Source organism: Arthrobacter sp. 05L417, assembly GCF_056397865.1.
Genome location: NZ_JBFTOG010000033.1, coordinates 1 through 13,469 on the forward strand (window position 1 = coordinate 1; position 13,469 = coordinate 13,469).

General features: G+C 63.8%; 16 protein-coding genes and 1 pseudogene. 5 read left to right on the forward strand and 12 right to left on the reverse strand.

Annotated elements, in window-relative coordinates:
• On the forward strand, positions 1–330 hold a 330-nt coding region (locus tag AC1DJW_RS19690), incomplete at its 5' end, for a sugar phosphate isomerase/epimerase family protein (RefSeq protein WP_476902280.1).
• Between the two features lie 72 nt (positions 331–402).
• Here the strand turns inward: AC1DJW_RS19690 and AC1DJW_RS19695 are convergent.
• Positions 403–1,161, reverse strand: a complete 759-nt coding sequence (locus AC1DJW_RS19695; protein WP_476902281.1) for a DeoR/GlpR family DNA-binding transcription regulator — start codon at positions 1,159–1,161, stop codon at positions 403–405.
• Between the two features lie 103 nt (positions 1,162–1,264).
• Here AC1DJW_RS19695 and AC1DJW_RS19700 point away from each other — a divergent pair, with 103 nt between their 5' ends.
• Positions 1,265–2,512, forward strand: a complete 1,248-nt coding sequence (locus tag AC1DJW_RS19700; RefSeq protein ID WP_476902282.1) for an MFS transporter — start codon at positions 1,265–1,267, stop codon at positions 2,510–2,512.
• 50 nt (positions 2,513–2,562) lie between these two features.
• On the opposite strand, the gene AC1DJW_RS19705 is transcribed toward AC1DJW_RS19700, so the two are convergent.
• Entirely contained in the window at positions 2,563–2,964 is a 402-nt protein-coding gene (locus AC1DJW_RS19705) for a hypothetical protein (RefSeq protein ID WP_459342293.1), read from the reverse strand.
• A 207-nt stretch (positions 2,965–3,171) separates the two neighbouring features.
• Here AC1DJW_RS19705 and AC1DJW_RS19710 point away from each other — a divergent pair, with 207 nt between their 5' ends.
• Positions 3,172–3,492, forward strand: a complete 321-nt coding sequence (locus AC1DJW_RS19710) for a hypothetical protein (protein WP_476902283.1) — start codon at positions 3,172–3,174, stop codon at positions 3,490–3,492.
• A gap of 194 nt (positions 3,493–3,686) precedes the next feature.
• Here the strand turns inward: AC1DJW_RS19710 and AC1DJW_RS19715 are convergent, their stop codons facing one another.
• The 5 genes from AC1DJW_RS19715 to AC1DJW_RS19735 form a co-directional block, all read right to left on the reverse strand.
• Positions 3,687–4,034 carry a UBP-type zinc finger domain-containing protein gene (locus AC1DJW_RS19715; RefSeq protein WP_284754879.1) on the reverse strand — a complete coding sequence of 116 codons (348 nt, stop codon included), beginning with the start codon at positions 4,032–4,034 and terminating at the stop codon, positions 3,687–3,689.
• An 87-nt stretch (positions 4,035–4,121) separates the two neighbouring features.
• Entirely contained in the window at positions 4,122–5,042 is a 921-nt protein-coding gene (locus AC1DJW_RS19720) for a DUF5996 family protein (protein WP_476902284.1), read from the reverse strand.
• Between the two features lie 79 nt (positions 5,043–5,121).
• Entirely contained in the window at positions 5,122–5,571 is a 450-nt protein-coding gene (locus tag AC1DJW_RS19725) for a hypothetical protein (protein ID WP_476902285.1), read from the reverse strand.
• Between the two features lie 226 nt (positions 5,572–5,797).
• Positions 5,798–6,439, reverse strand: a complete 642-nt coding sequence (locus AC1DJW_RS19730; RefSeq protein WP_476902286.1) for a VC0807 family protein — start codon at positions 6,437–6,439, stop codon at positions 5,798–5,800.
• A gap of 298 nt (positions 6,440–6,737) precedes the next feature.
• Positions 6,738–7,049 (reverse strand): HAD family hydrolase, encoded by a 312-nt coding sequence (locus AC1DJW_RS19735; RefSeq protein ID WP_390280265.1) that lies wholly within the window; start codon positions 7,047–7,049, stop codon positions 6,738–6,740.
• Between the two features lie 327 nt (positions 7,050–7,376).
• Here AC1DJW_RS19735 and AC1DJW_RS19740 point away from each other — a divergent pair.
• A pseudogene (locus tag AC1DJW_RS19740) lies at positions 7,377–7,478 on the forward strand (heme-binding protein); the annotation flags it as partial.
• Between the two features lie 45 nt (positions 7,479–7,523).
• On the opposite strand, the gene AC1DJW_RS19745 reads toward AC1DJW_RS19740, so the two are convergent.
• Positions 7,524–8,405 carry an aldo/keto reductase gene (locus tag AC1DJW_RS19745; RefSeq protein ID WP_459342291.1) on the reverse strand — a complete coding sequence of 294 codons (882 nt, stop codon included), beginning with the start codon at positions 8,403–8,405 and terminating at the stop codon, positions 7,524–7,526.
• Positions 8,406–8,486: 81 nt separating this feature from the next.
• Positions 8,487–9,938 (reverse strand): MFS transporter, encoded by a 1,452-nt coding sequence (locus AC1DJW_RS19750; protein ID WP_476902287.1) that lies wholly within the window; start codon positions 9,936–9,938, stop codon positions 8,487–8,489.
• Positions 9,939–10,040: 102 nt separating this feature from the next.
• Here AC1DJW_RS19750 and AC1DJW_RS19755 point away from each other — a divergent pair, with 102 nt between their 5' ends.
• Positions 10,041–10,922: a helix-turn-helix transcriptional regulator gene (locus AC1DJW_RS19755; protein ID WP_390280271.1), complete on the forward strand. Its 882-nt coding sequence runs from the start codon at positions 10,041–10,043 to the stop codon at positions 10,920–10,922.
• 50 nt (positions 10,923–10,972) lie between these two features.
• On the opposite strand, the gene AC1DJW_RS19760 is transcribed toward AC1DJW_RS19755, so the two are convergent.
• The 3 genes from AC1DJW_RS19760 to AC1DJW_RS19770 all read right to left on the reverse strand — a co-directional run bounded on the left by AC1DJW_RS19760 (position 10,973) and on the right by AC1DJW_RS19770 (position 13,391).
• Positions 10,973–11,911 (reverse strand): 5'-3' exonuclease, encoded by a 939-nt coding sequence (locus AC1DJW_RS19760; RefSeq protein WP_459342288.1) that lies wholly within the window; start codon positions 11,909–11,911, stop codon positions 10,973–10,975.
• A gap of 320 nt (positions 11,912–12,231) precedes the next feature.
• Positions 12,232–12,873 (reverse strand): hypothetical protein, encoded by a 642-nt coding sequence (locus AC1DJW_RS19765; protein ID WP_390280275.1) that lies wholly within the window; start codon positions 12,871–12,873, stop codon positions 12,232–12,234.
• A 194-nt stretch (positions 12,874–13,067) separates the two neighbouring features.
• Positions 13,068–13,391, reverse strand: coding sequence for a hypothetical protein (locus AC1DJW_RS19770; protein WP_476902288.1), 324 nt, complete (start codon positions 13,389–13,391; stop codon positions 13,068–13,070).
• Positions 13,392–13,469: the final 78 nt, after the last annotated feature.

Here is a 13,469-nt window from a genome sequence, read left to right on the forward strand (position 1 = left end):
ATCTGGGACTTCAAGGACCGGATCTACCACGTGGACTGCAAGGACACCAAGCTGCGCCCCACCGGCCGCAACACCGTCATGGGCTCCCACCTGCCCTGGGGCGACCCCCGCCGCGGCTGGGACTTCGTCTCCGCCGGACGCGGCGACGTCCCCTGGGAATCCTCCTTCCGGGCCCTCACCGCCATCGGCTACACCGGCCCGATCTCCGTCGAATGGGAAGACGCCGGCATGGACCGCCTCCACGGCGCCCCCGAAGCCCTCGCCAACCTCAAAAAATACGACTACCCGCCCTCCCAAACCAGCTTCGACGCCGCATTCAGCCAGGACTAAGGACGTTCAAGGGGCGACTGCCTGCCCGTGTGCATTGCCGGTCTTCTTGAATGAGCCGTGGAGACTCATGATTCAAACCACAACTACTTGCACCCCACCGGCGCTTAGTCGTTCAACCACCTGCTCAGGCACTGCCGCGTCAGTCACCAAGATGTCGATTGACTCCAACGGACAAACTGCGGCCATGGCCGAGCGGGAGAACTTGCTGCTGTCAGCAACCAGAATCGTCCTTCTGGAGGCATCAATGATGGCTCGCTTGACGGCAGCGTCCTGGAGATCGTGCGCCATCACACCATCTTCCGGCGATGCCCCGCACGGCGAAATGATGGCTGTGTCGAACCGAACAGAGCGGAGTGATGCCTCCGCCAGGGGCCCCACTATCGATCCCTCATCATGGCGAACGGACCCGCCGGGGATAATGAGATTTATCGTGGAGTTTCCGAACAAGGCGCCGATCGCCTGGACTGAAAACGGCATCACGGTGAGCCTGGTGCCGACGAGGACACGGGCTATCTCAACGCAGGTCGTGCCGCTATCGAGGGCCACGGCCTCACCGCTTCGGACCAGCTTGGCAACCGCTGCCGCCAGAAGTTGTTTGGTTTCCGCGACTTCTATTTCCCTCATGGCGTACGGAAGTCCCTCTCCGAGCATCATCATGCTCACCGCACCGCCGCGTGTCCGCCGTAAGACACCGGCCTGGGCAAGGTGTTCCAGGTCGCGGCGAATGGTCACTTCAGAAATGCCAAACTCCTCGGACAGCCCGGCCACGTCGACCTTCCCATCCCTGTTCAGTCGCTCCAAAATGCGCTCGTGCCGTTTGGTTCCATTCATGATCAAATGATACATCGAACATGATCAAACGAAATCTAGTAATGTCTATTAGCAACTTGGGTCTCCACACCGCGAGTCGCCGACCCTATCTAAAGGACTTCCAATGGCTGCATCTCTCAGCAACACTTCCCCGCAACTGCTACGGGCACGATCAGGTGTTTTCGGAGCATTCGCCATCGTGGGGTTCCTCACGGCGATTTGGCTAGTAAACATCCCCGACATCCAGCAACGAACAGGAACTTCCCACGCTGTTCTCGGCGGGCTGATCCTTTTGCTTGGCCTCGGTGCGCTCATCTCGATGCAATTCGCAGGGCTTCTCATCAAGCGCTTCGGCAGCAGAACTCCGACGCTGATGGGCCTTGGCCTTCTCCTGGTCTCAGTGAACCTTCCCGGCATGGCTTCAGATGCTCTTAGCTTGGGCATCGCACTCTTCATTTTTGGACTCGGTCACGGCCTAACAGACGTCGCGATGAACCAGCACGCGGTGGTGGTCGAGCGTGGCTATCGACGGCCGATCATGTCCGCCTTCCACGCGTTCTTCTCACTCGGCGGAGCCTTGGGTGCTGTCACAGGGGCTGCTGGCCAGGCGATCCACCTACACGTGTCATGGATCCTACTGGGCGCCGCCCTGCTGGGCCTGATTGGTACCGCTTGGTCGGCATTCTCGATGCTTCCGAAAGCCTCTGAGGAATTGCTCGATTCACACGAAGACCCCGCTACATCGGGCGAGACAGCCTCCCCAGACCATCCAACGGCACCCAAGCGCAGAATGCTGGCCCTTGCACTACTCGCGTTTTTGGTGCTGCTCTCCGAAGGCGCAGCTAATGATTGGAGCGCACTTCAAACCGTTGAGCATTTGGCCGAACCGGAGGCGGCAGCTGCGTTGGCGTATGGGGCCTTCGCTGCCGCGATGACCCTTGGCCGACTCCTTGCGGACCGTGTTTCACATGCGGTCGGACCCGTCAAGGTCGTGAGATTCGGATCTCTACTTGCGGCAGCCGGAGTGCTCGTCGTGGTCGCGTCTCCCTTCTATCCCTTGTCCCTCTTCGGTTGGCTGCTTTTCGGCTTGGGCCTCTCTGGGATCATTCCGCAGGTTTACACTGCGGCCGGGAGTATCGGCCGATCAGATGCGGGCAAGACGCTCTCGCGCGTTGTGAGCTCCGGGTACATCGGGCTTCTAGCGGGCCCCGCGATCATTGGATGGCTGGGCGGCATCTTCGGCCTGACCTTAGCCTTCTTGCTGCCGTTGCTCTTCTGCGTCGTGGGAACATTCCTGGCCTCGACGGTGACCACGGACAACGAAACTCCGGCAGGGCTTGCACTCGCCGCGAGTAGGGACGCGCGAAGCTAGATCACCTGCAAAGCCCAGGACTGAGGGGCTTCGTGACAGAAACGAGTGCCTTACTCCCTGGTTTCCCAGGGGAAGGATGCAACACGCTTCAGCGCCTTCTGAATCTCCCCTGCTTGAGATTCGAGCCCGAGGTCCGCAACATGTCCCAGGCCGTATGTGAGCCACTTCCGCCCGAATTCCCGCTGCTCCATCGACAGGACGGGCTTTTTTGAGAGATCCAGGGCCCTTAAGACACGCTGGCGAGCCGTCGGCCGCCAATCGAACCATCCCTGGATCAGCTCTGCCACCACTTGGACAATGATTTCCGCAATCATTTCATCGCCTCCCAGGTGGAGCCCTGCCAAGGTTCGCTCAGCACTATTATCTGCCCTGTTCTTGCCTCTCGGAGTGCTCTTCTGCCCACGTCCGATCGCTTCTGTAACCGAAAGTCCTAAGCCGGAAACTATAGTCATGACAGCAGGCATCGCGCCGCTGTTTGTGAAATCAATTCGGGGGCCAATCAAACGTAGGCAACCGCGAGATTCGCAGCGAAGACTTTTGCAGAGGGCGTACCTTTTCCGTGGACACAAACGATTAAAAGAGTGCGTACAAAACCGAGCCAGCCCTCGCGAAGCCCGCGTGACAACGGGGCGCGGTACAACCCGGGAAAGAACACATCAATGACACTCACTGCCGAGGCCACACTCACGCTAGAAGAGATCGCCGTCCGCTTCAGCCCCGACGGCATCCCGTTGGCCGTTCGATATGACGGCAGCATCTGGGCCGTGGATCCCGAGGCCGGCGCCGAGCACTGGTTCGGGCGCGGAAGCTGGCGGGATGGCAGCGACTCGGCCGCCACCGACAGCGAAGGCCTCGCATCCGTTGAATACTGGCGGCTACAGGTCCGCCTCAACTCCGACTCCGCATTGCGTACCTTCCATCTGCAGCGGAATCTGAGCTCCCCGGACTGGTTTCTGGCCGACATTACCGACGCTTCCTAGAAACCCCATACTCCGCACGTAGTCGGAGGCCCAGCCCTTCGCCAAAGATACCTGGGGCGGATCATTCCACGATGCCTTCCAGCCCCGGCCGGGTGAATCGTCATCCACGAGCACTGGGGATCGAGCGGATTCGCCAATTCCGACCTCGACCTGCAGCTCAAGCAACACGGCATCCGCCGTATCATCCTGATCGGTCAGTGCAGTCGCTGCTGCCAGTCAGCCGGGACGCGTAGGGCCGGGCCCGGAACGCCTTGATCGAGCGGGTGATGCGCCGGCGGTTCAAGTTCCGGTCCGGCGAAAAATGCAGAGTCGGGATAGCTGAAGAACCAGTCCTCGCCCGGTTCGAAGCTGCGGATGACCGGGTGGCCGCTGGATTGCGCATGGGCCGTGGCGTGCTGCCCCGGCGAGTTGTCGCAGCAGCCGATGTGCCCGCACTGGGCGCACCGCCGAAGGTGCAGCCACCAGCCTCCATTGGCCTCGCATTCAACGCAACCAGGTCCGCTGGGTGCAATCGAAACGTCGATTCCTAGTTCTGCATTCATTGTGGCTTCCCTCGTATCGGAGTGCCTCTGGACCACCAACTACTTTACGCCCGGCTATTTCGCGCCGAAGGAACACTGGCCTCGTCGTCAGCGCGGCCGGCGGGCCGGATCCACCTCCAGCGCGGCTCGGTCCCAGCGGCCCGTCTCCGCGGCCGCCTCGTAGGTGGATTGCAGGAACCGCAACAGCGCCTTGTCGGGGTTCGACGCCGTACGGACGTTCTCATACGGGAGGAGGTAGAGCCTGCCGTCATTGTTGTAAGCGACACCATCGGTGTCGTTCACATATTCGGCGTAGCCGGCGGGCTCGGGATAGGAATAAGCATAGAAGGCTCCTTCGTCCCCTCCCCCGGGCCAAAACCCGCAACTGCTCAGCTCATGGGAGTAGCCCTCCACCATTACCCAGTCTGCGCAGTTCGGGACGCCTCCGGGGTGGGTCGGCGCCGCCCGTCCGGAGAAGCGCGCGTAGGCAAGGTCCATGCCTCCCCAGAAGAAGTGGACGGGACTTGCCTTGCCCCTGAACCGGGACCTGAATTCATTCAGGACCCGGTCCGACTGGACCAATTGCCGCCAGAACAACCCGACGGCCTCGGAGTCGTAGGTGGCATGCTGATGGTCCTCGGCGAATGGTATGGCCGGGTCCACCTCGTTCGGGATACCGCGGATAGACGCCTCGATACCGAGCCGGCCCAAGGCCTCGAATACCTCGGAATGGAACTCGGCCACCGACTTGGCTCCGAGAACGACGAATGCTGAAGTTCCGTTGCTGGAGCGTATGTGGAGCCTGTGCTGAAGGAAGTCGAACTCGATGTCGTACGCGCCGCGGCCGTACGGGATCATTGACGTCGTCAGTCCGCGCGGAGTGACGTACAGCGTCACCTGCCACCAGTGGTTCAGCATCGGTGCGTGCGCCATGCGGATTTTTCCGATGATCTGGGTCCACATGTGCACGGTCTCCCGGCTCGCGGTCCAATCATCGACCCGAAGCCGGGGCCATCCAGGGTGAGCCATCTGGCCTCCAAACTGGTCTATCGAGGATGTCCACTCGTCGGCTGCGCACGAATGAAGGTTCGTGGTTGGTAGGGGATGGCTAAGGAGTGCCCGGATGGGCTTTGCGTGGATCTCCCGAAGTCGTGCGATGGAGCAGGGCCAACGCTCGCGTGACCGATATGTCCGCCCGGGCGACGAGCAACGCTGTCAGCAAGGCTGCGGCAACGTGCGTGTCCAGCATCAAATCCGGTGAGTGCCCGGACGCCACCAAAGGGGGCGCGGTCAGCTGCCCAGGCTGCAAACCCGTCGCTGCATGCTGATGTTGGGCAGGCGCGCCAAGCAAGAAGGTCCCCGAGAGCCGGTCGAAGGCCAGATGCAGAACCTGCTGGGCCAGGCCGCAGAGAACGAGCAATAGCCAACTCGGTAGGTTGATCCGAGCAAGCAGCGAAGCACACATGCTCAGCAGAGCCGTCAGCGCGATCAGCACCGGAATCCCGGGAGACACGCCACCCGAGACCAGGTGGGCCACCAGGCCCAATCCGACTGCCACGGGCCCGACTTCCCATCCCGGGAATCTCGGACGTCGGCGGGATCCCTGCGCAACCATCCCACTCTCTCCCTCCATCATCGGACAGCCGATCGCGCGGAGCACCGCTCCCCCACGCTGTGCTCGGCTTCCCTCCATAGTGCCGCCGTTTCGCACCCGAAGGAACACTTGGCGGGAGCTCACGTCCAGACTCCGTGGTCGCTCAGGAAGCGCGAGAGCTGGCGCGCCGTCAGGAAGACCACGCCGCTTGCCGTCTTTTCCTGTCCCAGACAGTCCAGGCGATGAGGGCGGCGAAAACGATCACTGCCAGGGCGGCAGAAATCCCCACCATGACATCAATAGGCAGCAGATAGACCAGGACGGCTCGCGTGCTGGCTTCAGCAATCAGTCCCGCACCCCAAACGGCGGAAACCTTTAGGTGCCACCGGTGCGCCGCCGGGTTGCTGTGGAAATCCCGGTCCATCTCCCCGGCACGCTCCGGTCTCCACGTCTTGGCTGCGTCCAATGTCAAGGGATGTCCCAGCGCGGCAAAAGCGAGGAACGAAATACCCATGCCACCGGTGATAGCCGAGTCCTTGAGGAGGAGAAACCGCGGGTCACCAGTGAGGAAAGACAGACCCAGGCCGAGTCCGAAGATGATGACCATCAGCATCGCAAACGGGTTCAGGGAATGTCGCTTCAACGCGGTCCACAACAGCCGGCAGCCGGCGGCCCCGGTCGCCGTCAGCAGCGCGACCCAGTCCGTAGCACCGGCAAGGTGCACGGCGTAGTAGGCAGCCAGCGGTAACCCAACGTCCCACGCCAGGCCGCGGACCAGCGTGCGCATCATCAACACCGGACGTTCCCGTCCCGAAGCCTGCTCAGCGTTCATCAGGGGTGTTCCATTCTTTTCCGGATGCGGCTCTTCAACAGCGCTCCGGCTCCAGCATTCTTCCCAAGAAGACCGACGACCATGCAGTCGGCAGCGCTGTTGCGGGGTATCCCCCGCACCAGTGACGGGGAATCGACGCAACGGGGACCGCACCGAAATCGGTGATCACGGAGCTGCCATCTTCAGCTTCCCTCCGCCCGTGACAGCGAGCTTCACAGGCCAGCAACGCCATGGTAGGTGCGAGCAGGAAACCGCGTCAACAAGCACCGCAATGGCTTGAATCGTCCCCGGATGCTCCTCAATTTCCGGCCAGGATTCGTTCCGCCTCCGGAAGCCACGGGATGCCTTCTTCCAGTTTCGCCACAACGCGTTCGATGAGCTCGTCGATGATCTTCGAAATGGAGAGATCCACCCCATTTTCCCTCAGTATCCGCGCTGTCGCTGGCATAGCCTGCCCGACTGTGGCCCGGGCGTCTAGCGTGGTCCAAACGATTCCATGTTCCTGCGCCAGCTCCGTCTGGGCGGCTAGCCAGTACGGCTTCGTGTCGACGAGCGTGCCGTCCATGTCCCACAGGACCGCCTGCGGGCGGCGCTCGTTGTCAGAGGTCATGGCGGTGTCCGTCTTGGAATGTCTGGCCCAGGGCAATGTGACGCTGATGTGATGGTGCCCGGGGCTGCGCGGTTCGGGACGCTGCCCCGGAGTCGGAGGAAAAGTCTGAGCTTAGCCCGACGACGCTGACTCTGGCCGAGGGCATTCGCGCGCAGTATTTCGCTGGGTGTGGCTACGCCGGGGAGGTGCTGGAGACCGCGCCGGATGCTCTCCTGGAGGACAGCTCGACATGCTCGACGCCGGCGTCCCGGGCCCGCGTGGCGGACCTGACGGTCTCCGCGGGCGCGAGGCAGGCTCGAAGACAACGGATGGTTCGATGAAGCGCGCTATGTCTCCCACGGCGGGGCCTTCCCGATATTCGTCAAAGGCACCGGGCGCGTCGCCACCGCAACAGTCTCCGGACTCCCGCAAGAAGCCGACCACGACCTCGTGGTCGAAGCACCGAAGCCTGGGTGGGTCCTCCTTCTCTTTGTCTTACGCTTCGGGGATGACCATGGCGAAGCGTTCCTCGCGGGCTACGTCAGGGTCCGGTCCGTTGCGCACGCCGGTGTCGAGCGCGTCGATGGCGGCGAGTTCGTCGGCTCCGAGCTCGAAGTTGAACACGTCGAAGTTTTCGGCGATGCGTGCCGGGTTGGTCGACTTCGGGATGGCCGAGCGGCCCTGTTGCAGGTGCCAGCGGAGCATGACCTGTGCGGGACTCTTGTCATGTGCCCGTGCGATGGCGGCGATTGCAGGGTCCTTCATGACGTTCCGGCGCTCCTCACCCCAGCCGGGGTAGAAGGTGATCCCTCCGATCGGGGACCAGGCCTGGGTAAGGATGCCGTGCCCGGCGTCGGCGGCCTGGACCTCCCGCTGGGTGAAGTAGGGGTGAAGTTCGATTTGGTTCACCGCCGGGACGACGTCAGTCGAGTCGAGCAATTGCTTCAGGTGGTGCGGCATGAAGTTGCTGACGCCGATCGCCCGCACTCGCCCATCGGCGAACAGGGTCTCCAGCGCCTTGTATGCGGCGATGGTTTTCTCGAACCGGTCGGGTGCGGGCTGGTGCAGGATGAATAGGTCCAGGTAGTCGACGCCGAGCTTGCCCGTCGCTTTGTCCCAGGCATGCAGGGTCTGCTCGTAACCGTAGTCGCTGACCCAGACCTTGGTCTCGACGAACACCTCCGGACGATCCAGGCCGGAGGCGCGGATGCCTTCACCGACTTCCCGTTCGTTGCCGTAGGCTGCGGCGGTGTCGATGTGCCGGTAGCCGGTGGCCAGCGCGGCCTCGACGGCCGCCGTCGTTTGCTTCGGGGCGCTTTGAAAGACGCCCAGTCCCAGGGCGGGCATTGTGACGCCGTTGTTGAGTGTTAGTTCCATGTCCATGCCTTTCACGGTATGCAGATGTGCGGGATTGTGGGAGGGCACGTCAGTACCCCCTTGAAGTGGTGGTCGGGTGGTTCAGCGGGCGGCTTCGAGCTGCGGCGCCGACGCCGCCTCCCGGGGTATCTTGGCGCGGCGTGCCGCGAGGTCCTCGGGCAGGATGAGGGCCGCCGCGACGGCCAGTGCCACGAGCAGGAGAATGCTGCCGGTCGTGAGGGCGACGCTGACCTGGGCGGCCAGGTGCGCGACGGCGGGCCTCGTGGCCGGGACCGTCGCTGCGGCGGCGACTGCGATGCCAAGCCCGAGGCAGGTGCCCACCTGATGGAAGGTGTTCACCAGGCCCGATGCCGCGCCGGCGTCGGACGCGGGGGCTCCGATGATGCCGAACGAGGTCAGGGGCGCAAACGCGAGACCCTGTCCCGCGCCGATGAGGACCATCGGCAGGGCAACCCCGGTCAGGTACGCGGAGTCGGTACCGACCCGGCTGAGCCAGAACATCCCGGCGAGGGTGATCAGGATGCCGGCCACGAGCGGGATGGAACCCGGCATCCTGCCGATGAGCCGCGGGATGCTCATCGCGACGGCGAAGTTGACTGCGGTCATGGGAAGGAATCCGATTCCGGCCTGCAGGGGGTCGAAGCCGAGCACTTCCTGCAGGAACTGCGTGGTGAAGAAGAAGAACCCGATCATCGCGCCCAGATACAGGAAACGGGCGACATAGGCGCCGGTGCGGCGGCGGCTCGCGAACAGCCGCAGCGGCATGATCGGCTGGGCCGCCGTGCGCTCGATCAGCACAAACACGACCAGGAGCACGACGCCGGCGCTGACGGCGGTGACTGTGACCGGCGAGCTCCAGCCGGCGTCGACCGTGTTGATGACGCCGAACACGAGGGCGCCGACACCGAGGGTGGCGCTGAGCGCGCCGAAGGCGTCGAAGCGGCCGCGGGCCCGGCCTGATTCCGGGATGAACCGCGGCGCGAGTGCGATCATCGCGGCGCCGATAGGTACATTGACGAAGAATCCAGCCCGCCAGGAGATCCAGTGTGCCAGCGCCCCGCCGATGACCAGCCCTAGGCTGGCGCCGATGCCTGCGGTAGCGCCGTACAAGGCCACGGCCCGGGTGCGTTCACGGCCTTCCGGGAAGCTCGCGGTGAGCAGGGAGAGTGAGGCGGGCGCGACGATCGCCGCCCCGATACCCTGCACGGCGCGGCCGGTGATCGCCCACCAGCCCGCCGGGGCGACGCCGATCAGCAGCGACGCGATCGAGAACACCACCAGCCCGAACAGGAAAACCCGCCGGCGGCCGAGTAGGTCTCCTGCCCGGGCTCCGAGGAGCAGCAGGCCGCCGAAGACCAGCGTGTACGCATCCTGCACCCAGGAGAGCTCGCCGGTGCTCAGCCGGAGATCCGCCCGCAGGCTCGGCAGGGCAGTGAAGATGACCGAGTTGTCCAGCAGGATCATGAAGTAGCTGAGGAGGATGATCGCCAGGATCGCTCCCGGGTGGGACGCTGTTGCGGGTTCAGGTTTCATGCTCTCAATGCAACCGTTATTCCTTGCCGGCCGGGAGTCACGGCCGTTCCGGGTAACGCCAGTGCCTCCCTCGTCCCGGCGACCGCGCGTAGCGTGGATACCATGACACACAGCGACGACGTGCGGAAGTTCCTGACCTCCCGCCGCGCAAGGATCACCCCCGATGAGGCCGGGCTTCCCGTCTACGGCGGCAACCGGCGGGTCACCGGGCTGCGCCGGGAGGAAGTCGCGATGCTCGCCGGGATGAGCATCGACTACTACATCCGCCTTGAGCGGGGAAACCTCTCCGGCGCCTCGGATAGTGTCCTCGAAGCTCTTGGACGTGCGTTGAAGCTCGACGACGCCGAGACGGCCCACCTTTTTGACCTGGCCCGCGCCGCCGCGGCCTCTCCCCGGGTGCGGCGCAGGCACAGCCCGCAGACGGTGAGGCCGAGCGTGCAACGCGTCATCGATGCGATCACGGCCGCACCGGCCTGGGTCCGCAACGACCGCGGGGATGTCCTCGCCGCCAACGAACTGGGCCGTGCCCTCTATCTGGACATGATGGCCGAAGGGCCCACTCCCCCGAACAGCGCGCGCTTCACCTTCCTGAACCCGAAAGCGCGGGAGTTCTTCGCCGACTGGGAACGCGCAGCGGACGACATCGTCGCAGTCCTGCGCTCCACAGCCGGAAAAAATCCGTACGACAAGGACCTCACGGACCTGATCGGTGAACTCTCCACCCGCAGCGAAGAGTTCCGTACCCGATGGGCTCGCCACGACGTGAAATACCACCGCGCCGGCCGCAAACACCTCCACCACCCGATCGTCGGCGACCTGGACCTGAGCTTTGAAGCGCTGGAACTGCCCGCGGACCCGGGACTGCGCATCAACGTCTACACAGCGGACCCCGGGACACCCTCCGAGGACGCCCTGAAAGTCCTCGCCAGCTGGGCCGCCACGCAACGGAACACCGCCGAGGCCGCGGTCAAGGAGAAACGATGAACGAACGTCCACCTATTGTCCTGGTGGTTCCGGTGTGGGGCTGAGTCCCCTCACGGACGGAGGTCGAGCGCGTCTAGCAGTCGTTTCACTGAGCCGCCGAGGTTCCACTCGGTAGCCAGACGCTCGAGTTCAACGCGTGAATCTCCGACGACCGGGCGCAGCAACGCGCGCGCCTCTTCGAGAGTGGGAAGTGCGAGGTCGCGCACGACTTTCACAACAACGGGAGCAACCTCCAGGTAGTCGGCGGAGGCGGCGAGCTTCGACCTCACGGGCGCGGACAGCCCGCTGCCCGGGTCCGCCGCGGCCGCAAGCAACCCGTCGAGCGTGCCGTACTCCGCGAGCAACGACGCCGCCGTCTTCTCGCCGATCCCGGCGACGCCCGGCAGCCCGTCGGAGGCGTCGCCGCGCAGCGTCGCGAAGTCGGCGTACTGCTCGGGCAGCACACGATACTTACCGACGACGACGGCATCGGTAACGATCTCAAGGTTCCTCATGCCTCTGGCCGTGTAGATGACCCGCACCTGGCGGGCGTCGTCGACCACTTGGAAGAGATCGCGGTCACCGGTCACGACGTCGACGGGAAGGTCGGCGTGGCTGGCATAGCTGCCGATGACGTCGTCGGCCTCGTGTGCGGCAGCCCCGACGACGGCGATGCCCGCGAGGCCGAGCACCCTGCGGATCATGGGAACCTGCACCTGCAGCGCGTCCGGCACCACTTCGACGTCGGGAGCACCCGGCACCTCCTCCGCGACCCGATGCGACTTGTACGTCGGGATCAGGTCCACCCGCCACTGCGGACGCCAGTCCTCGTCCCAGCACGCCACCAGATGCGTCGCCTCATAGTCGGTGGCGAGCCGGGCGATCATGTCGAGCAGGCCGCGAACGGCGTTCACGGGCGTGCCATCGGCGCTGCGGATCGAATCGGGTACGCCGAAGAAGGCACGAAAGTACAACGAGGCCGTATCAAGGAGCATCAGGCGTTGGGGCATAACCGATCATTACATCCATGAACCCCGATCCAGCGGAACCGAGAGCAGAACTTAGCGCTGCTACGGGGCGCGGAGATCCAATCACGCCTCGAGGCGGCCCCTGGAGGCGTGCGGGCGTACAAGATGGTCATCGAACCCCGGGATGAGACACTCCAGCAACGCTCACACGTTGGCTATGAGTGGCTGTACGTACTCAACGGACGTCTGCGTGCCGCCCCCGGCCGAACGCCAGCCGGGTAGCGGCACGCTCCGTGTCCAACGCCCCTGACAGTGTCCCGCAAGCCCAACTGAGCGGAGAACCCGAGGGTCGGAAAGGATCCTTACTTGCCTGGGCCCTGGGCCCTGGCTTCAGCATTCCTAACGTGGCGGCGAACCACCGCTGCGGACGCTGCGCTGGCAGCCAGAGCCCCTGCACCGACCAGCGACCACAGGACCAGGTTGGAATCGGCAAGGGTGTTTGCCCCGCCGATTGCGGTGCCAGCGGCAGTAACGCTGGAAACAGCCGCGAGACCGGAATTACCTTTGCCGTTTCCGCCGCCGTGGTGGCCGCCGCCGTCGTTGTTGCCTCCGCCGTTCCCGGAATTCACAACCACGGCTGCCCAGCGCCTGTTGCCGGACGTGGCACCAACGGCGCCGATCGTGTAGTTGCCACCGTCTGTGAAGGTAATGGCGGTGGAGAAAGCGCCCGTGGCGTCAGCGATGACGGTGAAGTTGGACGGAGCGGGCCGCCCGCCGTCCGAAGCCTTCTTGCCACCGGTCCGCTCGAAAGTGATATTGATGGTTTCGCCGGCGATGTAGCCGCTGCCGGAAAAGGTGATGGATTCGCCGCGAGCTATGGTGCCGTCGGAAACGGTTCCATACTCATTGCCCGGCGCCGGGTAGGTGGTGGCTGCCACGGCCGGAGCGGTGCCAGCCAGTGCGATTGTTCCTGCAAGTGCAAGCGCTGCAATGGACTTCTTCATTTGTCCCCCCTGAGACGAATTACGGAGTTCGCTTGATTCTGGGGATATAGATCCCCACGCGATTGCGTGCTGTATTCCCAAATGTCTAGCCAGCGACGACGGTATCATTCACAGCTGCTTAGGTCGATAACAATCAACGAGCGCACCAGCAGAACGCTCCGGCCTCGGCCAGGTCGAAGCGTTCGCTGAAAGCGTCACTTTTCAGGCGGTACTCTCCGCATCACAGGCAACGGTGCCGTGTCGAAGAATCGGTAGTCCCTCGTGGGGAACCGGATTGGTTTTCCCGCGGCTTCTGCTTTCTCCCGGACAAAATCGTGGTCTTCCCGGGAGAGGACAACCTGCCCGTCCGGGTCACGCCCGATGTCCTCCGGCGCGCCCCTGCTGAACTTGGCCGAAATGGCAGAGGGTAGAATCAGGCATGCCGGATTCTCCAAAAGCCATGTTCGGGTCTCGGAATCGAGCCGATCCCACTCATCCTTGAGGCTCACGTTCGTAAACACCGCCTTCCCAGTAGGCATATCCCGAATTTGGATTCCGTCCAGACTACCCCTGCCCTTCAGGCGCTTGATAGGGCCGAGACCGTTGGAAACTTGAAG

Coding starts and splice junctions, on each gene's coding strand:
- AC1DJW_RS19770 (WP_476902288.1), bottom strand. CDS start 13,391: ATGCCTACTGGGAAGGCGGTGTTTACGAACGTGAGCCTCAAGGATGAG.
- AC1DJW_RS19695 (WP_476902281.1), bottom strand. CDS start 1,161: ATGAATGGAACCAAACGGCACGAGCGCATTTTGGAGCGACTGAACAGG.
- AC1DJW_RS19755 (WP_390280271.1), top strand. CDS start 10,041: ATGACACACAGCGACGACGTGCGGAAGTTCCTGACCTCCCGCCGCGCA.
- AC1DJW_RS19765 (WP_390280275.1), bottom strand. CDS start 12,873: ATGAAGAAGTCCATTGCAGCGCTTGCACTTGCAGGAACAATCGCACTG.
- AC1DJW_RS19750 (WP_476902287.1), bottom strand. CDS start 9,938: ATGAAACCTGAACCCGCAACAGCGTCCCACCCGGGAGCGATCCTGGCG.
- AC1DJW_RS19700 (WP_476902282.1), top strand. CDS start 1,265: ATGGCTGCATCTCTCAGCAACACTTCCCCGCAACTGCTACGGGCACGA.
- AC1DJW_RS19745 (WP_459342291.1), bottom strand. CDS start 8,405: ATGGAACTAACACTCAACAACGGCGTCACAATGCCCGCCCTGGGACTG.
- AC1DJW_RS19710 (WP_476902283.1), top strand. CDS start 3,172: ATGACACTCACTGCCGAGGCCACACTCACGCTAGAAGAGATCGCCGTC.
- AC1DJW_RS19760 (WP_459342288.1), bottom strand. CDS start 11,911: ATGCCCCAACGCCTGATGCTCCTTGATACGGCCTCGTTGTACTTTCGT.
- AC1DJW_RS19715 (WP_284754879.1), bottom strand. CDS start 4,034: ATGAATGCAGAACTAGGAATCGACGTTTCGATTGCACCCAGCGGACCT.
- AC1DJW_RS19735 (WP_390280265.1), bottom strand. CDS start 7,049: ATGACCTCTGACAACGAGCGCCGCCCGCAGGCGGTCCTGTGGGACATG.
- AC1DJW_RS19720 (WP_476902284.1), bottom strand. CDS start 5,042: ATGGCTCACCCTGGATGGCCCCGGCTTCGGGTCGATGATTGGACCGCG.
- AC1DJW_RS19730 (WP_476902286.1), bottom strand. CDS start 6,439: ATGAACGCTGAGCAGGCTTCGGGACGGGAACGTCCGGTGTTGATGATG.
- AC1DJW_RS19705 (WP_459342293.1), bottom strand. CDS start 2,964: ATGACTATAGTTTCCGGCTTAGGACTTTCGGTTACAGAAGCGATCGGA.